The organism is Rothia sp. HMSC065B04, assembly GCF_001812285.1.
Taxonomy (GTDB): domain Bacteria; phylum Actinomycetota; class Actinomycetes; order Actinomycetales; family Micrococcaceae; genus Rothia; species Rothia mucilaginosa.
In genome coordinates this window covers 466,245-487,897 of sequence record NZ_KV808408.1, presented here as the reverse complement: position 1 = coordinate 487,897, position 21,653 = coordinate 466,245, and the positions used below count along the sequence as shown (strand labels likewise).

General features: G+C 59.3%; 18 protein-coding genes and 1 tRNA gene. 14 read left to right on the top strand and 5 right to left on the bottom strand.

Annotation, left to right across the window (positions count from 1 at the left end):
* Positions 1-718: 718 nt before the first annotated feature.
* Together HMPREF2845_RS05285 and HMPREF2845_RS05280 are read right to left on the bottom strand one after the other, a co-directional pair.
* Complete coding sequence (locus HMPREF2845_RS05285; RefSeq protein WP_049354628.1) at positions 719-1,447, bottom strand: metal-dependent hydrolase; 729 nt, start codon at positions 1,445-1,447, stop codon at positions 719-721.
* A 158-nt stretch (positions 1,448-1,605) separates the two neighbouring features.
* Complete coding sequence (locus tag HMPREF2845_RS05280; RefSeq protein WP_005506080.1) at positions 1,606-1,833, bottom strand: hypothetical protein; 228 nt, start codon at positions 1,831-1,833, stop codon at positions 1,606-1,608.
* A 286-nt stretch (positions 1,834-2,119) separates the two neighbouring features.
* Here HMPREF2845_RS05280 and HMPREF2845_RS05275 point away from each other — a divergent pair, with 286 nt between their 5' ends.
* The 6 genes from HMPREF2845_RS05275 (at position 2,120) to HMPREF2845_RS05250 (ending at position 7,583) form a co-directional block, all read left to right on the top strand.
* Positions 2,120-2,836: a beta-ketoacyl-ACP reductase gene (locus tag HMPREF2845_RS05275; RefSeq protein ID WP_049341256.1), complete on the top strand. Its 717-nt coding sequence runs from the start codon at positions 2,120-2,122 to the stop codon at positions 2,834-2,836.
* A gap of 74 nt (positions 2,837-2,910) precedes the next feature.
* Positions 2,911-3,654, top strand: a complete 744-nt coding sequence (locus HMPREF2845_RS05270) for an SDR family oxidoreductase (protein ID WP_005506073.1) — start codon at positions 2,911-2,913, stop codon at positions 3,652-3,654.
* 258 nt (positions 3,655-3,912) lie between these two features.
* Entirely contained in the window at positions 3,913-4,701 is a 789-nt protein-coding gene (locus HMPREF2845_RS05265; protein ID WP_049341254.1) for an ABC transporter ATP-binding protein, read from the top strand.
* A complete protein-coding gene (locus HMPREF2845_RS05260; protein ID WP_070634074.1) occupies positions 4,698-5,576 on the top strand; it encodes a TrmH family RNA methyltransferase in 879 nt (292 codons plus the stop codon). The genes HMPREF2845_RS05265 and HMPREF2845_RS05260 overlap by 4 nt, the downstream gene beginning before the upstream one ends.
* A gap of 251 nt (positions 5,577-5,827) precedes the next feature.
* A complete protein-coding gene (locus HMPREF2845_RS05255; protein WP_005506069.1) occupies positions 5,828-6,082 on the top strand; it encodes a type B 50S ribosomal protein L31 in 255 nt (84 codons plus the stop codon).
* A 325-nt stretch (positions 6,083-6,407) separates the two neighbouring features.
* The gene (locus tag HMPREF2845_RS05250; protein WP_070634073.1) at positions 6,408-7,583 is read left to right on the top strand and encodes an LCP family protein; all 1,176 of its coding nucleotides are present in this window, start codon (positions 6,408-6,410) and stop codon (positions 7,581-7,583) included.
* 210 nt (positions 7,584-7,793) lie between these two features.
* Here HMPREF2845_RS05250 and HMPREF2845_RS05245 read toward each other — a convergent pair whose 3' ends face one another.
* Both HMPREF2845_RS05245 and pepN read right to left on the bottom strand, forming a co-directional pair.
* A complete protein-coding gene (locus HMPREF2845_RS05245) occupies positions 7,794-9,047 on the bottom strand; it encodes an HIRAN domain-containing protein (protein ID WP_070634072.1) in 1,254 nt (417 codons plus the stop codon).
* A 388-nt stretch (positions 9,048-9,435) separates the two neighbouring features.
* Positions 9,436-12,108, bottom strand: coding sequence for an aminopeptidase N (gene pepN, locus HMPREF2845_RS05240; RefSeq protein WP_070634071.1), 2,673 nt, complete (start codon positions 12,106-12,108; stop codon positions 9,436-9,438).
* A 219-nt stretch (positions 12,109-12,327) separates the two neighbouring features.
* On the opposite strand from pepN, the gene HMPREF2845_RS05235 reads away from it, so the two are divergent.
* A tRNA-Leu gene (locus tag HMPREF2845_RS05235) sits at positions 12,328-12,413 on the top strand.
* A gap of 187 nt (positions 12,414-12,600) precedes the next feature.
* Here the strand turns inward: HMPREF2845_RS05235 and HMPREF2845_RS05230 are convergent.
* Entirely contained in the window at positions 12,601-13,686 is a 1,086-nt protein-coding gene (locus HMPREF2845_RS05230; protein ID WP_070634070.1) for a 2,3-butanediol dehydrogenase, read from the bottom strand.
* Positions 13,687-14,026: 340 nt separating this feature from the next.
* Here HMPREF2845_RS05230 and HMPREF2845_RS05225 point away from each other — a divergent pair, with 340 nt between their 5' ends.
* The 7 genes from HMPREF2845_RS05225 to HMPREF2845_RS05195 all read left to right on the top strand — a co-directional run bounded on the left by HMPREF2845_RS05225 (position 14,027) and on the right by HMPREF2845_RS05195 (position 21,586).
* Entirely contained in the window at positions 14,027-15,601 is a 1,575-nt protein-coding gene (locus tag HMPREF2845_RS05225) for an amidohydrolase (RefSeq protein ID WP_070634069.1), read from the top strand.
* 289 nt (positions 15,602-15,890) lie between these two features.
* Complete coding sequence (locus HMPREF2845_RS05220; protein ID WP_012903553.1) at positions 15,891-16,850, top strand: L-lactate dehydrogenase; 960 nt, start codon at positions 15,891-15,893, stop codon at positions 16,848-16,850.
* A 372-nt stretch (positions 16,851-17,222) separates the two neighbouring features.
* Complete coding sequence (locus HMPREF2845_RS05215) at positions 17,223-17,498, top strand: hypothetical protein (RefSeq protein WP_070634068.1); 276 nt, start codon at positions 17,223-17,225, stop codon at positions 17,496-17,498.
* Between the two features lie 168 nt (positions 17,499-17,666).
* Entirely contained in the window at positions 17,667-18,518 is an 852-nt protein-coding gene (gene recO, locus HMPREF2845_RS05210) for a DNA repair protein RecO (protein ID WP_070634067.1), read from the top strand.
* A gap of 175 nt (positions 18,519-18,693) precedes the next feature.
* Positions 18,694-19,485 carry an isoprenyl transferase gene (locus HMPREF2845_RS05205; RefSeq protein WP_070634066.1) on the top strand — a complete coding sequence of 264 codons (792 nt, stop codon included), beginning with the start codon at positions 18,694-18,696 and terminating at the stop codon, positions 19,483-19,485.
* Positions 19,486-19,554: 69 nt separating this feature from the next.
* Entirely contained in the window at positions 19,555-20,643 is a 1,089-nt protein-coding gene (locus HMPREF2845_RS05200) for a quinone-dependent dihydroorotate dehydrogenase (RefSeq protein WP_049341239.1), read from the top strand.
* A gap of 286 nt (positions 20,644-20,929) precedes the next feature.
* Entirely contained in the window at positions 20,930-21,586 is a 657-nt protein-coding gene (locus HMPREF2845_RS05195; RefSeq protein ID WP_070634065.1) for a DUF6318 family protein, read from the top strand.
* Positions 21,587-21,653 lie beyond the last annotated feature (67 nt).

The following is a 21,653-nucleotide window of genomic DNA, read 5'->3' as shown; positions in this document are numbered from 1 at the left end:
ACCGGGGCCTCTTGTGTATTGCGCGTTGTTTTATTGTCTGGGGTGTATTGTTTGTGGCGTATTGTCCAGGGCGTATTTTTGTGTTCTGAAAATGTGTTGCGGAGATATTGCCGGTATTTTTTCTCGTGAATAGTGCGGAAAAATGTGACCTGACCCGTGGGGTTGTATTGTTTTCTGAGCGTGTGTGCTGTTATTGCGTTCCTGTGCATGGGAACTGTGGGTTCTGACACACGAAACTTGCGGCGTATTTGACGGGAAATAATGTTGTCTTGTGGGTTTTTCTGAGGTAAAGAAAAGCTCTCAGGCGATATTTCAGGGGGTCTGTGTGGGATTTTCGAATTTTTCATGTGTCTCTACATACATTGTGGGAAAAATGGTAGAAACACAACATGCGTGGGGCGTAGACTTATAACTGTTCCCGCCATTGCGAGGACGCAAATGCGAAACATTAGGGCTCACTACCGATGGTGAGCTAACGCGGGGGAGAAGAGATTCCCGCCCGCTCACGAAGGAGAACTGCCAATGCACAACACTGAGTTCGAGAAGTACCCCACCTCCGGTGAAGAGAACGTTGAGGTTGACGTCTTCTGGCCCATCCAGGACGCTTAATCTCTCACCCCGATAGGTCGGGATAAGGATTAGAAAAGCGCCCCGTCGCTTCCGTAGGGAAGTGACGGGGCGCTTCGCTGTCCTCAGTAGAATTTAGTTATGCGGCACGTTATGCGGCGTGAATACCCAGTCCGAACATTTGCAGAGGGTATTCGGTAAAGCCCATCATGGCTGCCGCATACCAGGCGACGTACCCGGTCAGTGCTAGAACAAGTGCCTTCTCGCGTACGCTGCCAGCATCACCCAGGATCGGCAGTGCCATGTAGCCGCTCTTTTTCCATAGGGGGGATGCCACCAGGGGTTTGATAACAATGGGGTAGAGGGGCAGCAGTCCGCGGGTTGTCAGCAGGTCGCCAATCAGGTGAATGGTCGCGCCGACCGAAATAGCCCAGGGGAGCAGCGCCAGTGAATCAGTCGTGTAGGCGGCGTACCCGAGGGCGACGGCACCAATCCATCCACCCGGTGCGCCGAGCACGCGCAATGCCAGACCGCCCGAGAATGCGGCAAGAAGCAGTGAGGCCCAGGGGATTCCGTTGTAGCTCAGGTTGGCGCTGAAATAGGCAATTGCCCAGAAAGCTACCAGGCCCAAAATGGAGTGCGTTCCCTTGCGGTGCCCGCCGCTGACCGCCCCGACAATGCGTGCTACCCAGCGTGAAATGGGCGGGATGGAGTTGGCGATACTGCCGTTGTGGTGGTCAATATCCGGTAGCATACCCGCACCGGCACACGCCAGGGTGGTCACGATGAGGGTGGGGGTGTCTGGAACCTGCACCACTCCCGTCTCGACGAGCACTAGCCAGCCAGCTGCGGCGCTGACAGTATGCGAATAGCCCATCATGGGGAGGTGCCTCCTTGAGGTACGGGGTTGGGGTGCCTGAACTTTATTAGAACAAATATAGCATATATCGAAATTACTTTCGATAGGCTGGGTTATCCCTCAAGCGGCACCACCTCAAGCGGCGTCACCTCTCAAGCGGCGTCACCTCTCAAGTGGCACTACCCCTCAAAGGGCAGAGTCTGCTTCCAGAACTCGCGCTCGCGCAGGTAGTTCTCCAGCCAGCCCACGTGCTCGGAGCACGCCAACCAAATCTTGCGGCGCTCGGGGGTGTGCACCTTCGGGTTGTTCCAGAGCAGCTGAAATTCCGCCGCCTGCTGGCAGCCCTTGCGGGAGCACTTGGCGTACTCGGGTTGTGCATCCTGAGAAAGTGAACCGAGCAGATCCATGTCTTCTTATCCTTACTATTGCGCCTCGACGTGCGGTGTTATTCCGTGCCCGCGCGACCGGGCAGAAAAGGGGTGCGGGCTGTTCCGCTTCAGCTAGTGTACGCGCCCGATGAGGCTTGTAAAAGAAGGGGAGCAGGTGTTCAGTGTTCAAGAGTGGAGTGTAGCCTGCGGCACCTTTGCGCTAAAACGCGGTAAAATAGGGTTTGTCTGTCCATCCGTCCACACCCCAACCGCGTAGCCGCTGCATCGGCTCTGATCGTGAGGGGTCGACTCATCAAGGAAGCTCATGAGCGAGAACACTCCCAAGACCGTGCTGGTCACCGGCGGCAACCGAGGCATCGGCTACGAAATTGCCAAGGAATTCCAGGCAGCAGGACACAATGTCTGCATCACCTACCGCAGCGGTGAAGCCCCCGAAGAATTTTTCGCCGTCAAGGCAGATGTACGCGATGCCGACAGCATTAACGAAGCATTCAAGGCAATTGAAGCAGAGTTCGGCCCCGTGGAGGTGCTGGTCGCCAATGCAGGTATCACCCGCGACATGCTGCTGATGCGCATGAAGGAATCCGACTTCACCGACGTGGTCGACACCAACCTCACCGGTTCTTTCCGTGTGGTTCAGCGCGCCATCAAGGGCATGCTGAAGCTCAAGCGCGGCCGCATCATCCTGGTTTCCTCCGTGGTGGGTCTGTACGGTTCCCCCGGCCAGGTCAACTACTCCGCATCTAAGGCTGCACTGGTCGGTATGGCACGCTCCATCACCCGTGAGCTGGGCGGCCGTAACATCACCGCTAACGTGGTGGCACCGGGCTTCATTAACACCGCAATGACCGAGGTTCTGCCCGAGGAAACCAAGAAGAACTACCTGGCGTCCATCCCCGCTGGTCGTTTCGCGGAGGCGGAAGAGGTCGCTCGCGTGATTCGCTGGCTCGCATCCGATGAGGCTAGCTACATTTCTGGCGCTGTCATCCCCGTTGATGGCGGCCTGGGCATGGGTCACTAACCCCACCCCCGTACGGACTGCACGAAGCGCTCGAACGTGGGCGCACCCTTTCTAGACTTTAAGGACAAAAAACTATGGCACAGCTGACCGGCAAGACCATTATCATTACCGGCTCCTCCCGCGGCGTTGGCGCAGACACCGCACAGATTCTCGCCGCTGAGGGCGCGAACATTGTGGTGAACTACCGCTCCAAGGCACCGCGCGCGAACAAGATTGTCAAGGCTATTGAAGAGGCTGGCGGCAAGGCAATCGCAGTGCAGGCTGACGTGACCAACAATGAGGACCTGCAGAACCTCGTCAACACCGCCGTGGAGACCTTCGGCTCCCTGGACTACCTGATCCTGAACGCTTCGGGCGGCATGGAAACCGGCATGGGCGAAGACTACGCAATGCGCCTGAACCGTGACGCACAGCTGAACCTGGCACGCCTGGCTGCAGAGAAGATGCCCGAAGGCGCACGCATCGTGTTCGTGACCAGCCACCAGGCGCACTTCATCCGCGAGGTTGAGACCATGGACGAGTACAAGCCCGTCGCAGAGTCCAAGCGCGCAGGCGAAGACGCACTGATCGCCGAGATCCCCGCACTTTCCGAGAAGGGTATCTCCCTGGTCGTCGTGTCCGCTGACATGATTGAAGGCACCGTCACCGCAACCCTGCTGAACCGCCTGCACCCCGGCGCTATTGAGCAGCGCCGCGAGACCGCCGGCAAGCTCTACACCGTCAACGAGTTCGCGCAGGAAATCGCGAAGATGGTCACCGCAGACGTTGAGACCGGCCACGTTGAGCTGGTCGGCGGCGCACGCGGCTTCATCGACTAATAACTTCAGCCGCTATAGGTGTCGTCGCGGATGCGCCCGCCCCTCTGACAAGATGCATCTGACAAGGTACATTTGATGAGGCGCGCCGCCCCTGACGCGGCGGCACCTATAGCCCCTAAGGCTCCTATAGCTTCTAAGATTTTGCGCGAGGAACCCAATGTGGGGTGCCCGCGCACTATGCGCCAACCGCTCCGATAACCCGGCACGGGTTGCGGGGTGGGGCGCATCCCATCCATCTAACTCACTGGAAGAAGAACCATGAGCACCGTACTCAACCTTCAGAATGTCTCCGTGATTCGCGGCGGCCGCCCCATCCTTAACAACGTTTCGTGGACTGTGAACGAAGGTGAACGCTGGGTTGTTCTGGGCCCCAACGGCGCCGGTAAGTCCACTCTGCTTTCGATTGCGGCAGCCCGCCTGCACCCGACCAGCGGCGAGGTTGAAATCCTTGACGAGACCCTCGGCGCTGTTGACGTATTCGACCTGCGCCCGCGCATTGGTCTGTCCTCCGGTGCTTCGGCTACCCAGATTCCCGCCAACGAGAAGGTTTCCGACGTTGTCGTGACCGCAGCGTACGCTGTGTCCGGCCGCTGGAAGGAAGAATACGACGTCATGGACGACGAGCGTGCAACCGAGCTGCTGGCTGAGTGGGGTGTCGACACCCTCGCTGACCGCACCTTCGGCTCCCTCTCCGACGGCGAACGCAAGCGTGCGCTGATTGCCCGTGCCCTCATGACCGACCCGGAAATGCTGCTGCTGGACGAGCCCGGCGCAGGTATGGACATCTCCGGCCGTGAGGACCTGGTCGAGCGTCTGACCGCACTTGCCGCTGACCCCTACGCACCGGCTACCGTGCTCATCACCCACCACCTTGAGGAAATCCCGGCGGGCTTCACCCACGCCCTGCTGATCCGTGACGGCGGCGTGGTTGCTGCCGGCCCGATCCTGTCCACCATTACCGAGGCGAACCTCGCAGCAACCTACGACATGGACCTAGCTCTGACCGTCACCTCTGCGGGTCGTTACTCCGCGTTCAAGCGCGCATGAGCCGTGCCCCGAAGCAGCTGAGCGCCGAACAGATCGCTGAGCGTGCCGAGCGTGTCTACGCCATCGAGTCGGTCACGGCTCTGGCGCAGGCACCCGAGCAGGCTTTGCGCTACTACACGCAGCTGACCGATGTGAAGCTCCGTAGCGCCATGGAGCCGCAGTGGGGTATTTACATTGCGGAGTCCTCGAAGGTGATTCGTCGTGCGCTCGCTGCCGGTCATCAGCCCGTTTCTTTCCTGATGAGTGAGAAGTGGGCTGATGATTTGGTGGATGTTCTGCGCGCCCATCCTGACACTCCCGCGTATGTGGGCAGTGAGGAGCAGCTGGAGCAGGTGACTGGTTTTCATCTGCATCGTGGCGCGTTGGCGGCGATGGCTCGTCCGGAGCCGCAGCCTCTGGAGCAGCTGTTGCAGGATGCCTCTCGCGTGGCGATTTTGGAAGATATTGTGGACCACACGAATGTGGGAGCTATTTTCCGTTCGGCTGCCGCGCTGAACGTGGATGCTGTGCTGGTGACTCCGCGGTGCGCTGATCCGCTGTACCGCCGCTCGATTCGAGTGTCGATGGGTACTGTTTTTCAGGTGCCGTGGGCTCGCCTGGAGTCGTGGCCTGCTGACCTGCAGACCCTGCACGAGCTGGGCTTTAAGAGCGCGGCGTTGGCTTTGGAGGAGGATTCGCTGACCCTGGAGGAGCTTTCTGCCCGCCGGGATGAGAAGCTGGCGCTGATCCTGGGCACGGAGGGGCACGGACTGTCGCCCCGTACCCTCGCGGCGTGTGACGATACGGTGATGATTCCGATGTCGCACGGTGTGGATTCTTTGAACGTTGCGGCGGCGAGCGCTGTGGCGTTCTGGGAGACCCGCCCGCGTTCATAACCTGAGTTCTCACCTGATTCTTAACCCGCGTGAGTGCCTTCTTCGGGTGCCTTGCGGTGTGTGGGTTAGTGCCTGTGAGGGAACGTACTGGGATTTAATCCGTGAAGGTGGTACCCTTAATGGGTTGTGCACGCCCTATGCGGGCACAATGGTGATGCGCTCTGAGATTTTCTCGATAGCTGCACATCGAAAAACCTACTCCATCTATATAAGGGCTACTGGCAAAATCCAGTAGCAGAAGAAGGTAATCAATGAAGGCAGAAATCCACCCGGACTACAACCTGGTTCTGTTCCGCGACCTCGCATCCGGCAAGGTCTTCCTGACCCGTTCCACCATGACCTCGGACAAGACCGAGAAGTGGGAAGACGGCAACGAGTACCCGATCGTCGAGGTTGAAATCTCGTCCGAGTCGCACCCGTTCTACACCGGTAAGCAGCGCATCATGGACTCCGCAGGTCGCGTCGAGCGCTTCAACGCACGCTTCGGCAACTTCGGCAAGAAGTAAATCTTCTTTCCCACTTTTGCTTTTTAGCGAAATCAATGCCCCGTTCTCCTTGGTTTTCAGGGAGGCGGGGCATTGCGCGTTCTATGCGGGTACCAGAATGGTTCGCCCAAACGTGAGGAAAGTTGTAATGTAAAACCTTTCGTTCACCGGTGCGTAGACCCGCTGACGGCGTTACAATGGGAAAGTATTTTGCGAGCTGTGCATTTTCTGTGCCCTCCAGCACCGCCCCATATCGGCGGGTATTCTCCGGCTCTCTGTATTCTAGAGACTTCGCTGGATGCGCCGCGCACCTCGCGTATCACCACCTCAAACAAAGGACAACTTAATGAGCGACGCTCACTCTGAACCGTCGCAGAAGAAGAAATGGGTCAAGCGTATTCTGCTGATCCTGCTGATTCTTCTGCTGGTTATTACCCTCGGTATTGGTTTCTTTATTTGGCGTGCTGGCCACACCTGGGATAGCAAGACCGAGAAGTTCGATTCCATCACTAAGGTGGACGAAGACCTCAGCAAAATTAAGGAGCAGCTTGGCGAGGCTAAGAAGCTCAACGTGACGGAGCTGAAGGCTCCGACCGTCACCAACTCGGATACCGGCAAGAACGGCACCACCGATGCTGCTGCGGCTCTTGCAGCTAACGCCAGCGAACACGATGCAGATGGCGACGGTATCTTGGACAACGGATACAATTACGGCGTTATTAAGGGACCCGGCAAAAACATTCTGTTGCTCGGTAGCGATACCCGTACTGGTGCTGATGCAGCTCTGGTGAGCGGTTCCCGTGCGGACACCATCATGCTGATGCACATCCCGGCTGACGGCAAGGGTGTGTACATCATCTCGATTATGCGTGACACCTGGGTTGATATTCCCGGTTACGGTACGGCTAAGGTGAACGCGGCGCTGAACTACGGCGGTGTTTCCCTACAGGTTGCTACCATCGAGAACTTGGTGGGCGTCAAGATCGACCACGTAGCTGAGATTGAGTTTGAAGGCTTCAAGTCTCTCGTGAATGCCATTGGCGGTGTGGATGTTCAGGTTCCCTTCGCATTCACCAGTAATGTCTGGACCTTTACCCCGGGTCTGATGCACCTCAACGGCAGTGGCGCTCTGAGCTTTGTTCGTGAGCGTTACTCGTTCGCTGATGGCGACTACCAGCGTGTGCGTAACCAGCGTGCATTCCTGCGCGGCCTGTACAACACGATGAAGGCTAAGGGTGCGTTGAGCAACGTGGCATCTTTCCAGTCTTCTATCGAGTCTCTGACCGACTATATGCGCGTGGACCAGGGTCTGAATGCAGCGCAGATTGCTCAGATTGCGGCTCCGGTGCTGACTAGCGGTGATACCACGATGCGTATGACCACTCTTCCGAACGCAGGTCCGGGTTGGTCCTATGATGGTCAGTCAATCATTTTTGTAGATCAGGCTGCAAATGCGCAGCTGGCACATGCTTTGCAGAATGATACGATGGATCAGTTCATGGCGACTTACGGCCAGGACTAAGATCCGACTCCTTGAGGGGGTGAAAGCTGATGAGGCTTTCACCCCCTCAAGTTTTAACCTCAGGTTCTAACGAGGCTTTTCTGCATTCTCGCGGGGCTTCGGGGGCAGCGTACAGGGCATACGAAAGGGGCGGCTACCTCACCGTGATAGTGGGGTAGCCGCCCCTTTTGTATCGTTGCGTTGTATCTTTACGCCCTGTAGCAGAGGAATTTATGCCTTCGAGTCTTCTTCAGCCTCGTCGGTCTCTTCATATTCTTCCTCGTACTCGTCGTAGTCCCCGTAGCCTTCGTGGTAGGGCTGACGGCCAAAGTAGAAAGCGACTGCCGCAACAGCGCCACCTAGGATAGCGATGAGGATGCCAAGCATCGGGGTCCACAGCATTGAAATCAGGCCGGCGACCAGAACGGCGAGGCCTGCACCCTTGATCAGGTTCAGCAGACGGTCACGCTCGTTCGGCTCGTAGTATTCTTCTTCCTCAATGCTGTACTCGATGACGGGCTTCTCTGCGGCGAGTTCGCTACGAGCCGGCTCGGGTGCGGAGGAGCCGCCGGTCAGGGAGCTCATGAAACCGCGACGCCTCTTCGGTGCCTGCTGTGCGGAGGACTCCAGGTAGTGACGCTCACCTTCGGTGGGCACGAATGCGGCGGGCACATCGTACTCTTCACCAACGGGTAGCAGAGCCGGAACGTTGTTGGGCAGGGTCTCGTACCATTCCTGCGGAATATCGGCGGGGCGTGCAGCCTGAACGGTCAGGGACAGCTCGAGGGTGTTACCGCGGATAGTGCCCCACGCGCTGGTGAGGCGGTCGTTCTCAAAAGCGTAACGGATGACGGGCGTCAGCTGCTCAGACATCTGGGTGCTCAGGCGGCCCACGAGCTTGCGGTCGTGGCGCACCTCAACACTGTCAACGAAACGGCCGTCGGAGGTCTTGAGCTGGTTCGCTTCCAGGGTCAGAATCACGCGACCTTCACCGCTGGGCGGCAGGATGCTGTGCAGGTATTCGGAGTGTTCCTTCTCATCAAGCACCTTCATCGACGGGCCCTGGGGTAGCAGGGTCGCGCGGGTCGGTGCGTCGTTGAGGGGGAAGAGAGAGCCGGGTGCGGACAGGGAGAGCACACCGGTGCTCTTCACGTGCATGCCGCCGCCTTCAGCACGCACGGCAACGGCGGAAAGCTGCAGGTGCGCAATGGGTTCGTAACCGGAGGCGACCACGCGGGTAATGGAATCCCAGTACGCGGCGGAGTCTGCCGGGCTCATGCGGCCTACCTTGAATTCGTCAATGTAGACAGCGATGCTATTAGGTTCGTAAGGGTTATCCGGTTCGGGAACGAGGCGCGCTTCACCGTACCAGATACGTTCACGGTCGATGTGCAGTTCCTCAAAGATTTGGAGGGTTTCTGCTTCGTAGTAATCATCGGTGACAATGTCAACGCTACCGCGGTCACCGAGTGCGTAATCGACCACTGAAAACTCCTTCTGATGTGTCTAAGCGAGCGGATACCTAGTCTATTCTCTCATGCTTTCAGTGTGGACAGCTCACAAAAACGGGTGACATTTATCTGTCTTTTAGCACCGGGTGCATATAGTTTTGTGCCCTGGTGAAACTGCCCCGGTAATAAGCGGGCATGTCAGCGTCTGAACGACTGTATGAGGGAAATATTTAGACGGCATACCGCCGCTATGAATTCTATAGATGAGCCAGAAAAAGACCACCGCCCGGCGCGTCCCGGTGCGTTACCGGGAGCGTGCCGAACGGCAGTCTCTCAAAGAGGCTAGAGAACCTAGCGGGGGAGAGCGGAACCTAGCCTAGATACCGGCTCACACCCCGCCACAAGCCCTCAAACCATGCAGCTTAGTCCTGCAGGGAGGCGTTGAACTTCTGAGCCACAATCGAACGGTGGCCGTGATCCTGAGCCTCCAGAACCAGACGACGCAGAGCCGAAGGAGCCTCGGGGTTCGCCTCCAGCCAACGCTGAGCCAACGCAACGGAGGGGTTACCCTCAACACCCAGACCCTCGGTGGAGCCGGTGTTGTACGGAGCCTTCGGGTACAGGCCACGCACAATGCGGGTTGCCATACCAATCGAACGGGACGCCCAAATGGGCAGCAGGGCCTCAAAGTAGGAGTCGTAGTAGGACTCACGCAGCTCAACCGGACCGCGAGCAAAACCGTTAATGGTCGAAGCCAGAGCGTCGTTCGACAGCGACTCGTCTTCCATGATGGTCTTGTACGCGGCAGCCTTACGCTCAGCAGAGGGCAGGGCAGCAATCGCGTACGCGTAACCATTCGAAGAAATCGAGGAGGGGCTGTACTTCGCCGCACGGTCCAGATCCTCAACGGTCACCAGGTCGCGGCTTGCGAGCGCACCCAGTGCACTCCAACCCAGGTTCTGGTCGTAAGGAATGCCGGTTGCGTCAGCAATATCGCCGGTGGTGTCTTCGAAAGCACCGCGAGCAATATCGCGGCAGAGCTCTTCACCCTTGGTCGCGTTGGTGGAGACCGAAATCAGGGCGCGCAGCAGAATCAGCTGCTCGTCGGAGCCGGGCTTAGCCTGTGCCAGTGCGGCTGCGAATGCGTCGTAGAGAGCGTCGTAGAGGCGCTCGCGGCCGGTGGGTGCGGAGAAGGTTGCGATAGCGACCTGTGCGTTGTTGACCATGGTGCCCAGCAGGGATGCGCTCGGTTCCTTGGAGACGTTGCGTACGACTGCGTCGACGTAGGTGGTGACAGGCAGGCGTGCATCGCGCACGTTCTCCCAGAGGGAGCCCCAGATGAGGCCGCGGGAGAGCGCGGATTCGAGGGTGGAGACACCTTCGATAGCTGCCTGCAGGCCGTCTTCGTCGGTCAGAGCAACCTTGGCGTAGGTGTGGTCTTCTGCGTTAAGCATGAGCAGGTCAGCTTCGCCAACGAGCTTCTTCTGCTCCTCGGTGAGCTCCACACGGTACTCGGAGACGGGCTCTGCCGGGTACTCGAGGGAGAGCAGACCGGTGGAGGTGAGCTTGCCGTCGGTCAGCGCGAAGGTTTCCAGCTTTGCCACGTGGGGGCGGCCCAGACCTGCGGGCTGCTGTGCGGGCAGTTCCTGAGTGAGAATCAGGTCGGTGAGCTGGCCGTCTTCGCCGTAGACACGCTTGGTGCCCAGTGCGGACACGCCGGAGGTCTGCAGCCATGCGTTAGCCCATGCCTGCATGTCGCGGCCGGACACCTCGTTGAGTACCTGCAGGAAGTCGTTCAGGGAGGTGTTGCCCCACTCGAAGCGCTTGAAGTACACGCGTGCTGCTTCGATGAAGGTGTCGAAGCCGACGTAGGCAACCAGCTGCTTGAGCACGGATGCGCCCTTTGCGTAGGTGATGCCGTCGAAGTTCTGCGATGCTGCTTCCAGGTGGGGGATGTCAGCGACGATGGGGTGGGTGGTGGGCAGCTGGTCCTGCATGTATGCCCATGCCTTGCGGTTGTTTGCGAAGGTGACCCATGCGTCGTTAAAGTTGTTGGCTTCCTTAGCGCCGAGGGTGCCCATGAAGTCTGCGAAGGATTCCTTGAGCCACAGGTCGTCCCACCACTTCATGGTGACGAGGTCGCCGAACCACATGTGTGCCATTTCGTGGCAGATGGTGTTGGTACGGCCTTCGAGGTCGTCCTCGGTTGCGCCGGAGACGAAGATGTAGTCTTCGGTGAAGGTGACCAGGCCGGGGTTCTCCATTGCGCCGATGTTGTATTCGGGCACGAATGCCTGCTCGTACTTGGGGTACGGGTAGGGGTAGTCGAAGAGGTCCTGGAAGAAGTCCAGGCCGTTTTTGGTGACCTTGAAGATGTGGTCGTAGTCGAAGTGCGGCTTGAGGGACTGGCGGCAGTAGACGACCAGGGGAATGTCACCGCTGTTGACTTTGCTCTTGGGCTTGTAGGTGGTGGTTGCGGTGAAGTATTCGCCGGCAACGATTGCGGTGATGTAGGTGGAGATCTTTGCGGTGGGGGAGAAGACTCGCTTGGTGATGGAGTCGTCGGTGGGGTCTACGACCTGGGATTCGAGTACGCCGTTGGAGCTGACGACCCAGTCCTTGGGTGCGGTGATGCGGAAGTTGAAGACTGCCTTCAGGTCGGGCTGCTCGAAGTTCGGGAAGACTCGGCGGCAGTCGGAGGGCTCGTACTGGGTGTACAGGTAGACGCGACCGTCGGAGGGGTCGAAGTAGCGGTGCATACCTTCGCCGGAGCGGGAGTAGTAGGAGCGACCGTGGATGGTGAGCACGTTTTCTGCCTGCAGGTTGGGCAGGGTGATGCGTGCGCCGTTGACGACATCAGCCAGGTTCAGTTCGGTGCCGTTGAGCTTAACGGAGTCGACGCTGTGGTGGATGTAGTCGATGAAGGTTTCTGCGCCGGGGGTGTTGCAGGAGAATCGGACGGTGGTGACGGTGGGGTAGGACTCGAATTCGGGGTCCTTGGCGTTAGTCAGGTCAACATGCACGTCGTAGGTGTCGACACTGATGAGAGCCGAACGTTCTGCGGCTTCTTCGCGGGAGAGGTTCTCATTATTCATGCTCTTTATTCTAGTCGTTATGACCGAAAATATGGCAGTTGAGTGGGCGTGCCCGTCATATTAGTTGAGGTGGGAGGGGCTGCGACGCGGTTTGAAATAAACGATACTCAATATGTGACACAGAACATACTCTTTCGATTTGCGGAGTGTTCAGAAAACCCGTATAGTATTACGTGTTGCTTCGAACGGCACCGAAAGGAAAACGTTCGAAAGTCACCTGCGCGGGTGGCGGAATAGGCAGACGCGCTAGCTTGAGGTGCTAGTCCTCGTATTAGAGGGTGGGGGTTCAAGTCCCCCCTCGCGCACAGATAATCCCCGGTTCTTCGGAACCGGGGATTTTTGTATGCTCGGTTGTATGTCCGGTAAAAAGCACGCAAAAAATAGTGGGGTGAGGCTCCTTGAAAGAACCTCACCCCACACTAGCTACGCTAAGGAAGCTAGAAGAACAGCTGCATCAGCTGAAACTGAACGAATCAGTATCGTTTGAAGAGATTACTCAGCCAGACGCTCCGGGTCGGTGGTGACCAGAATCTTCACAGCGGTCTCGTTGTGGTGGATCAGGGTGTCGAAGCCCTTGTCAATCAGGTCTTCCACAGCGATCTTGCCGGTGATGAAGGGCTTGAGGTCAATCTTGCCGGACTCAACCAGCTTGATGGTCTCCGGGTGGGAGTTCACGTATGCGATGGTGCCGCGGATATCGAGCTCCTTGAGCACAATCTTCTGAACATCCAGGGAAGCGGGCTTACCCCAAATGGAGACGATGACGACCTTACCGGTGGGCTTGAGGGCATCCAGAATCAGGTCCAGTGCGGGCTGAACGGAGGTGCACTCGAACGCGATGTCGGCGCCACGGCCGTCGGTCAGCTTGTGAATCTCAGCCAGAACGTCGGTCTCTGCGGGGGAGAAAGCGTAGTCAGCAACACCGGAGTCCAGAGCCTTCTGGCGACGCAGCGGGGACAGCTCGGAGATAATAACCTTAGCGCCCTTAGCCTTCAGAACTGCGGAGGTCAGCAGACCGATGGGACCAGCACCGGTAACCAGTGCGAATGCGCCCTCTTCGAACTCGCCTGCACGCTCAACAGCGTGGTAGCCAACGCTCAGGGGCTCAATCAGTGCAGCCTCGTCCAGGGGAATGGTGTTAGGGATCTTGTGAACCCAGCGGCGCTTGACAGCAACCTTCTCGGACAGACCGCCACCGCGACCTGCCAGACCAATGAAGTTCATGTCCTTAGACAGGTGGTAGTCCTTGGAGTCGGGGCCGGTGTAGACGTCATCACGAATGATGTAGGGCTCGACGACAACGTGGTCGCCAACCTCAAGGTCGTCTACGCCTTCGCCCAGTGCCTCAACAACACCGGAGAATTCGTGACCGAGGGTGACGGGGGAGTCCTCGCCAGAAATGGGGTGGGGGTGACCGTGCTGGGGGCAGAAGATGGGGCCGTCCAGGTATTCGTGCAGGTCGGTACCGCAAATACCGCACCATGCGACCTTGATCAGAACCTCGCCCGCAGCGGCTTCGGGTGCGGGGATGTCTTCAATGCGGATGTCGTTACGGTCGTAGAAGCGTGCTGCCTTCATGGGATGGAGCTCCTTAGCGTGGTTATGGCGCTCACTGCGGTGTGTGCTTTGCCGGTACGGTTCGCATCCATGGGTCTGTCACAGCGTTGACAGAGGCCCAAACGACATGGTTTGGACCGGTTGTGAACTGTCCTGCCGGCATTCGCATCGCTAGCGCCGGATGGTGACGGGTGCGGCTGGATTGTCGCTCCCATGTGCTTAACGCTACTCCTATAAATCAAAGATTCCTAGGATATATACAAAATTTCTTTTATGTGACACAAATTTCTTTTTGGGTGTTTTCGACTCCATCACGCCCGAGCATCTAGCGCCCGGCGAGCGCAGACGGTAGCGTAGAAGCATGACTGACGCGAACGCACAGGGCACCGCCGCCCACACCCAGCCTACTTCTGACAGTTCCGGTCGAACGGCACCGAACCGACCCGCCGCAATAACCCGCCACTATGATGCGCCCGATGCTGATTGCGTGCGCGGTAGCGAGTACTCCGAGATCCTTGCCCTTGAAACCGAGCAGCGTAAGCGTGCCACTGAGCACCGCCGCAAGCGTAGGTCTGCGCAGCCCGAGCAGAAGCATGCTGACCATGCGCATCCTGAGCAGGAACGTAGCCACGGCGAGCGCCATGGTCACGGAAAGGGCCACGGTCACCACCTCGACGAAGACAGCGGACTGGCGCATATTCGCCGCGACCTCGCCGATTCCGTTGCCTCCCGTGCGGATTCTTTGACCGCAATTCTCAAGGCGATTCACGCGCATCCTGAGACTGCCTACGAGGAGTATTTCGCCTCCCGCACGCTCGTTGATGCGGTCCGCGAAGCCCACCCGAACCTCAGTATCGAGCACCCTGCCTTCGGTCTGGATACCGCGTTCAAGGTGGAGCTCACCAGCGCCGACTACGACCCCGCCAAGCACCGCACCATCGCGATTCTCTCCGAATACGACGCGCTACCGGGCATCGGTCACGGCTGCGGCCACAACGTCATCGCGGTATCCGGGCTGGGCGCTTTCCTTGCCCTGGCGGATGCGCTCGCCACCGACCCCGAGGCGTTCAGCGGCAGGGTCCTCTACTACGGCACGCCTGCCGAAGAGTCGGATGCCGGTAAGGAGCTGATGGCGCGCGCCGGCGCATTCGAGCGGGTGGATGCCGCCATTATGGTGCACCCCTACTTTATGGATGTGGCTGATCAGGCGTGGTTGGGTCGCCGTGAATGTCGCGTGACTTATACGGGCGTGAGCGCGCACGCTTCCTCGCACCCGTTTATGGGTCGTAACGCCCTGGATGCGGCGAATCTGGCGTATCAGGGTTTGGGTTTGTTGCGTCAGCAGATTCCCGGTTCTGACCGTATTCACGCGATTATTGATCACGGCGGGGACGCTCCGAACCTGATCCCTGCCGCCGCGAGCTTGCACATTAATATCCGTTCTAAGCATGCGCCGACTCTGCGTGCGCTGTCGCGACGGGTTGAGGAGGTGCTGCGCGGTGCGGCGCTCATGGCTGGTGTGAGTGCGGAGGTGACGTGGGATTCTTCGCCGATGACCATGCCAGTGCGCACGAACCGTCCGCTGTTGAAGCGTTGGGTTTCGGCTCAGCGTTCGGTGGGTCGCCACCCGTACCCGCCTGGCACGGTCAGTGACACCCTGGCGGCTTCTACTGATTTCGGTAATGTGAGCCTGCGCGTGCCCGGTATTCACCCGCTGATTCAGATTGCGCCCGAAGGTACCGGTATGCACACGGTGGAGTTCGCGCACTGTGCGGACACTCCGGCGGCGGTGGATGCTGCTTTGGATGCGTCGTTCGGTTTGGCTTCTGTGGCTTTGGATTTCCTGATTGACGACAAGTTGGCGCAGGCGGTTCGTGCTGATTTTGAGGCTTCCGGCGGTGCCGTGGATGTTGAGGGCTACTTTAGTGATATGTGAGAGCGACATGTGAGCTTGCTCAAAAGGTCAGAAGGTCATTATTTGGTTTTGTGAGCGAAAAACACCCCTCATAGCCCATAAAGTCACCAGCACCCATCGAAAAAAGCAAAATAACCCAACACAAAACGCAAAATCTGCGGCATAATAGAACGTAACGAAGCAAGCTCACCGGGGAAGAACGCCCACCCAAGGAAATTCAACCCCGAGGCACACACCCGCTTCCTAATAAACCCCGCGAGAATCCTCTCGCACCACACGGATAACTCTCACGAAAAGAGGGCATACAGCAATGAACGGTGTCAACAACCCCACCAAGCTCGGCGTCATCGGTGCAGGCGGCGTCGGTAGCGCAACCGCATACGCAGCTATGGTCCGCGGCTCCGCAGACGAAATCGTCCTGTACGACATCGACGGCAAGCGCGCACACGCTGAAGCACTGGACATCGCACACGGCGCAATGTTCGCACACGAAGCAACCGTAACCGGTGGCGACGACATCGAACTGCTGCGCGACTGCGACATGGTCATCATCACCGCTGGTGCTCGCCAGAAGCCCGGCCAGCCCCGTCTCGAGCTGGCAGGCGCAAACGTCGCAATCCTCGAGAAGCTGCTGCCGAACATCCTGTCCGTAGCACCCAACGCGATTATCATGCTCGTCACCAACCCCTGTGACGTTCTCACCGTTGTGGCTCAGAAGATCACCGGCCTGCCCGCAAACCGCGTGCTGTCCTCCGGTACCGTTCTGGACTCCTCCCGCCTGCGTTGGCTGATTGCTAACAAGGCTGGCGTCTCCATCAAGAGCGTTCACGCAAACGTTGTTGGTGAGCACGGCGACTCCGAGTTCCCCGTCTGGTCCGCAGCAAACATCGGCATGGTTCCCCTGACCGAGTGGGAGCAGGACGGCAAGCCTGTCTTCACCGAAGAGGTCCGTGCAGAGCTCGCAACCGAAGCTATGCGCGCAGCATACAAGGTTATCGAGGGCAAGGGTTCCACCAACTACGCAATCGGTATCTCCGGCGCACGTATCGCTGAGGCATTCCTCGGCGGCCAGAACGCAGTGCTGCCCGTCTCCACCACCATTGCAGGCGAGCTGTACGGTTTCAAGGACGTTGCACTGTCCCTGCCCACCATCGTGAACCGTGAGGGCATCCAGCGCGTGCTCGAGGTTCCCATGAACGAGGCTGAGCTGGCACAGCTGAAGGCATCCGCTGAGGCAATCCGCGCATCCGCAGCTTCCCTGGGCTTCTAAAAACCCGGCTTCTCATTCTCTCGGGCTCAACCCGCAAGAAGCAAACATTCAGTAGGCGCAGCGTCAAGCTGAGCTAACCGACAGAAGAACCCGCCGCACCCGGCACCCGCCCCTTGAGGAGTGGGGAAGCTGGGGACGGCGGGTTCGCTGTGTCTGTAAGGTTTTTATGCGGGGCTTGATGTGCCGCGTGCTGCTTGGCTTGACCAATCTGGCTTGACCAACCTGGGCTTACCGCTCTGGATTTGGCGTTCTCTTGGTGGCACCGAATTTACCCGCCGATTCACCTGCCGCACCCGTTCATAGTTCCGCGTTTAAACCGCCGCATGACCGCCCGGCGCACACCATCGGCCTGTAGGTAGTAGAATAAATGGCATGAGCATTGATCCTCGCACCGAACTCACCCGCCTCCTTGACGCGCTGGAGGCGCACCTGACCGCCGTCGTAAACCGAGCTGGCGAGCACGACCCCGCCGTCGATGAGGCGTACGTAGAAATCGCCAACGCCTTCGAAGCCTACGAAGATGCCCTCTTCGAGGCTCACAACGAGGTCACCCCCTTGAGCGTCTACGGTGATGAAGACGAGGACGACCTTGAAGAAATCCTCGACGATGAAGACGACATCGACGACGATATCGAGTACGAGGACTAAATAGCGCCTCGCCCATACGTTACGGACCGACCCCTGACCGGTACCCCTACGCGGGGTAATACGGCAGGGGTCGAACCGTACCCACAACACCCGCGTAGATCTTGCCCTCAGCATCTACTGAGCATCCACCACGCACCTACCGAGCATGTACTGAGAACGGAGACACCCGTGAGCGAACCCCGCACCTGGCGCGACGCCGCCCTCATCCTCCGCACCCAAAAACTCGGCGAAACCGACCGCATCATCATCATGCTCACCCGCGACGGCGGAATCACCCACGCCGTCGCCAAAGCCGTACGCAAACCCACCTCCAAATTCGGTGGGCGACTCGAACCGTTCATGCACACCGACCTGTCCTTCAGCCGCGGCAGAGCCAACCTGCACACCATCACCCAGGCGGCAACCCTGCACGCCTACACCGCACCCATCATGGCGAACTACGATGCGTACACGTGCGCCTCCACCATCGCCGAACTGGCAGAAGCACTCACCAAAGACACCGACAGCACCGCCGATATTTACACCCTCACCCACGGGGCGCTTGCCGCGCTCGCGCACGGGCAGCATGTGCCGCAGAGGATTCTGACCCGCTACCTGGCGCGCAGCATGAACGCCGCCGGCTGGCCGCTCATCGGTGAGAACTGCACCCGATGCGGTAACCCGCTTGTCAGCACCGATAGCCGGGGCGATAACGGGGCAGACAGTAGCACCCCCGTCGCTACAAGCGGAAGCGGCAGGTACATTGCATTCCACACCGCCCACACCTACGGGCACCACACGGTTCTCTGCCCCCAATGCGCACCCGCCACCGACACGCCCCTAACCGGTCTGCATGCCGAAGAGCTCGGCTATGCGCTCGCTACCGCATCGGCGGATCCGCGCGCCTGGGCAACTATTGACGCAGCACCGGTACCGGTCGCCTCCAAAATTCTGGGACTCTACCTGAAAACCACCCAAAACCTGCTCGAACACCCCCTGAAAACGGCGAGCGCCCTCGAAGCAGAAATTCCTGCCTCGTAAAAGATGCACGCCGGCGCGTCAAACATGGGCCAACCAGGACGCAAAATAACCCCCGAAGCACCCACCCATGCGCGCTGTGTCACGGTAAAATAGCTAACAGCACGCCAGGTTTATATCTGGCGCATATCTAGGCAAACGACCCCGGGGGAGAACCCGCCAGGGAAGAAAGGCACACATGGCACGCACCCAGCCCGTACCCCCGCCCGCACACCCCACCGGGGCAACCCCGCCGCCGATCCCGAAGAAGTTTATTCCGCAGCACGTCGCCGTCGTCATGGACGGTAACGGACGCTGGGCAAACGAACGCGGCCTGCCCCGCACCGAGGGCCACCGCGCCGGCGAGGCGGCACTGCTGGACGTTGTTGCGGGCGCTATCGAAATGGGCATCCCGTACGTGACCGCCTACGCTTTCTCCACCGAAAACTGGAAGCGCTCACCCAGCGAAGTCGCGTTCATCATGCGTTTCTCCACCGAGGTGCTGCAACGTCAGCTGGCAACCCTCAAAACCTGGGGTGTGCGCATCCGCTGGGCTGGCCGCCGACCCAAGCTGTGGAAGAACGTCATCGAAGAGCTCGAACACTGCGAACGCGAAACCATCGACAACACCGTCTGCACCCTCACCATGTGCGTGAACTACGGCGGCCGCGCAGAAATCGCTGACGCGGCGGCAGCTATCGCAGCGGACGCTGTGGCGGGCAAGATCAAGCCCAGCAACATTACCGAAAAGACCATCCAGAAGTACCTGGACGAGCCCGACCTGCCCGACGTTGACCTGTTCCTGCGTTCCTCCGGTGAGCAGCGCATCTCGAACTTCCTGCTGTGGCAGAGCGCCTACGCCGAGATGATTTTCATGAACGTGCTCTGGCCCGACGTTGACCGCCGCACCCTCTGGGAAGCTGTCGAAGAGTATGCGCGCCGCGACCGCCGCTACGGTGGCGCAGTCGACGCCGTCGCCAACGACAAGTAGCGGCCCGGCATACAGTCCCGGATCATAGCCCCATAAACCACCCACACCCTCCAACACTAGGGAGAACAAATGCGCATCTACCCGACCTTCTTCAACATCTTCTTCAAGGGCATGGACCCCGAGAAGGCACACCACGTCGGCTTCTGGGGCGTTCAGACCCTGCGCAACGTCGGCATCACCCGCGCGCTGCGCAAGTACTTCCAGCCTGCCCCCGAACTGGCAACCACCGTCATGGGCATTACTTTCCCTTCGCCGTTCGGCCTGGCTGCAGGCTTCGACAAGGGCGGTAAGGGCATTGCCGCGCTGGCTGGTATCGGCTTCGGCCACGTCGAGATCGGTACTATTACCGGTCAGGCGCAGCCCGGCAACCCGCAGCCGCGCCTCTTCCGCCTCGTCGAGGATAAGGCTGTCATCAACCGCATGGGCTTCAACAACGACGGTGCCGCAGCGGCAGGCCCGCGCGTTGCCGCCGCCCGCGCAGACCTCGAAACCGAATACCGCGGCGCCGTACGCCCGGTCATCGGCGTGAACATCGGCAAGACCAAGGTCGTTGAGCTCGAGAACGCTATCGAGGACTACCTGATCTCTACCCGCACCCTGGCACCGCAGGCAGACTACCTGGTCGTCAACGTCTCCTCCCCGAACACTCCGGGTCTGCGCACCCTGCAGGCTATCGAGTCGTTGCGCCCGCTGCTTGCCGCGGTGCGTGAAGAGGCAGACCGCGTATGCCCCAACCGCCACGTACCGCTGACCGTGAAGATCGCGCCGGACCTGGTCGATGAGGACGTTATCGAGGTGGCAGCCCTGGCTAAGGAGCTGAAGCTGGACGGCATCATCGCCACCAACACCACCATTGCCCGCGACGGCCTGGGCCTGACCAGCGACATGACCAAGGTCAAGGAAATCGGTGCTGGCGGCCTCTCCGGTGCGCCGCTGAAGCCCCGCTCCCTGGAGGTGCTGCGCCTGCTCAAGCGCGAAATCGGCGACGACCTGGCCATCATCTCCGTTGGTGGCGTGACCACCGCTGAGGATGTGCAGGAGCGCCTGGACGCTGGCGCTGACCTGGTGCAGGGCTACACTGCGTTCCTGTATGAGGGTCCGCTCTGGGCGGCACACATTAACCGTGGCCTGGTGAAGCTGCGCCGCGCTCGCCGCTAAAGGCGTACAGGCGGGAGCGTTATGATTCCCGGCGCGCTGACTTGGCGTGCTGACTCTGCGTGCTGAAAGGGGGCACCGTTCTCTACCCGTAGGGGTGGAGAACGGTGCCCCCTTTGCGTGCCCTCTATTCCGCCCTCTATTCTGCCGAAAAGCCACATGTGTTTCGAAAAGCCACCAAAGAAGTAGCTTTTCGAAACACATGTGGCTTCTGAGCGTATAAGTTCGCGCTCGCGCATAATGGAGATAAGCGGGAGACCATGCACTACAACGATGTGGCGGACCAACCATGAACCCGAACATGCTGAACCGCCGCTCAATGCTGACCGGAGGCACACTCATCAGCCTCAGCACCCTACTCGCCGCCTGCGCACCGCACGACATCACAACTGCAGGAGACGGATCCACCGCCTCCGGCAAGTCTGCCACCAACAGCAGCCCAAGCAGTAGTTCCGGCAACAATGCCGGTAACAGCGAATACCGCAAGGCAGACGCCAAAGGCCCCGCCCAGAACGTCCCCAAACCCAACGCCCCCGAAGACGGCTACCGCGCAAAGACCCCCGACGGCCTCCTCAAAACCATGGACGCCTGGAACCAATGGGTCAACTACGGCGTCCAAACCGGCGACTACAGCAAAGCCCGCGAATTCCTCTCCTCATCAAACGACGGAGAACTCAAAATCTACAAGGAAATAGAAGCGCTCTACCAGCGCGGCGGATGGGTCATCGACGGCATCGAACACTTCGAACCCGAAGGCATACCCTGGAGCGACGACGGCCAAACCTACTACCTGAAAACCAACCACGAATGGGACAAACACACCGAGGTAGAACCCGACGGCCGCCAAGAAACCTGGAGCAGCGACAAGGAAGAAGAAATCTACACATTCGCCCTCGAACACCGCGACGGCAGGTGGCAGATCCTCTACTCCCGAATCGAAGCCTAACCGTACCGGCGTATAACCACGACATATACGTCCACGCGTAAGAGGGTAAGAATTAGCGGGCACAAAA

Excerpts from the sequence above, each read along its gene's own strand:
- HMPREF2845_RS05285 (WP_049354628.1), bottom strand. The coding sequence starts at position 1,447 with ATGATGGGCTATTCGCATACTGTCAGCGCCGCAGCTGGCTGGCTAGTG.
- HMPREF2845_RS05280 (WP_005506080.1), bottom strand. The coding sequence starts at position 1,833 with ATGGATCTGCTCGGTTCACTTTCTCAGGATGCACAACCCGAGTACGCC.
- HMPREF2845_RS05275 (WP_049341256.1), top strand. The coding sequence starts at position 2,120 with ATGAGCGAGAACACTCCCAAGACCGTGCTGGTCACCGGCGGCAACCGA.
- HMPREF2845_RS05270 (WP_005506073.1), top strand. The coding sequence starts at position 2,911 with ATGGCACAGCTGACCGGCAAGACCATTATCATTACCGGCTCCTCCCGC.
- HMPREF2845_RS05265 (WP_049341254.1), top strand. The coding sequence starts at position 3,913 with ATGAGCACCGTACTCAACCTTCAGAATGTCTCCGTGATTCGCGGCGGC.
- HMPREF2845_RS05260 (WP_070634074.1), top strand. The coding sequence starts at position 4,698 with ATGAGCCGTGCCCCGAAGCAGCTGAGCGCCGAACAGATCGCTGAGCGT.
- HMPREF2845_RS05255 (WP_005506069.1), top strand. The coding sequence starts at position 5,828 with ATGAAGGCAGAAATCCACCCGGACTACAACCTGGTTCTGTTCCGCGAC.
- HMPREF2845_RS05250 (WP_070634073.1), top strand. The coding sequence starts at position 6,408 with ATGAGCGACGCTCACTCTGAACCGTCGCAGAAGAAGAAATGGGTCAAG.
- pepN (WP_070634071.1), bottom strand. The coding sequence starts at position 12,108 with ATGAATAATGAGAACCTCTCCCGCGAAGAAGCCGCAGAACGTTCGGCT.
- HMPREF2845_RS05230 (WP_070634070.1), bottom strand. The coding sequence starts at position 13,686 with ATGAAGGCAGCACGCTTCTACGACCGTAACGACATCCGCATTGAAGAC.
- HMPREF2845_RS05225 (WP_070634069.1), top strand. The coding sequence starts at position 14,027 with ATGACTGACGCGAACGCACAGGGCACCGCCGCCCACACCCAGCCTACT.
- HMPREF2845_RS05220 (WP_012903553.1), top strand. The coding sequence starts at position 15,891 with ATGAACGGTGTCAACAACCCCACCAAGCTCGGCGTCATCGGTGCAGGC.
- HMPREF2845_RS05215 (WP_070634068.1), top strand. The coding sequence starts at position 17,223 with ATGAGCATTGATCCTCGCACCGAACTCACCCGCCTCCTTGACGCGCTG.
- HMPREF2845_RS05205 (WP_070634066.1), top strand. The coding sequence starts at position 18,694 with ATGGCACGCACCCAGCCCGTACCCCCGCCCGCACACCCCACCGGGGCA.
- HMPREF2845_RS05200 (WP_049341239.1), top strand. The coding sequence starts at position 19,555 with ATGCGCATCTACCCGACCTTCTTCAACATCTTCTTCAAGGGCATGGAC.
- HMPREF2845_RS05195 (WP_070634065.1), top strand. The coding sequence starts at position 20,930 with ATGAACCCGAACATGCTGAACCGCCGCTCAATGCTGACCGGAGGCACA.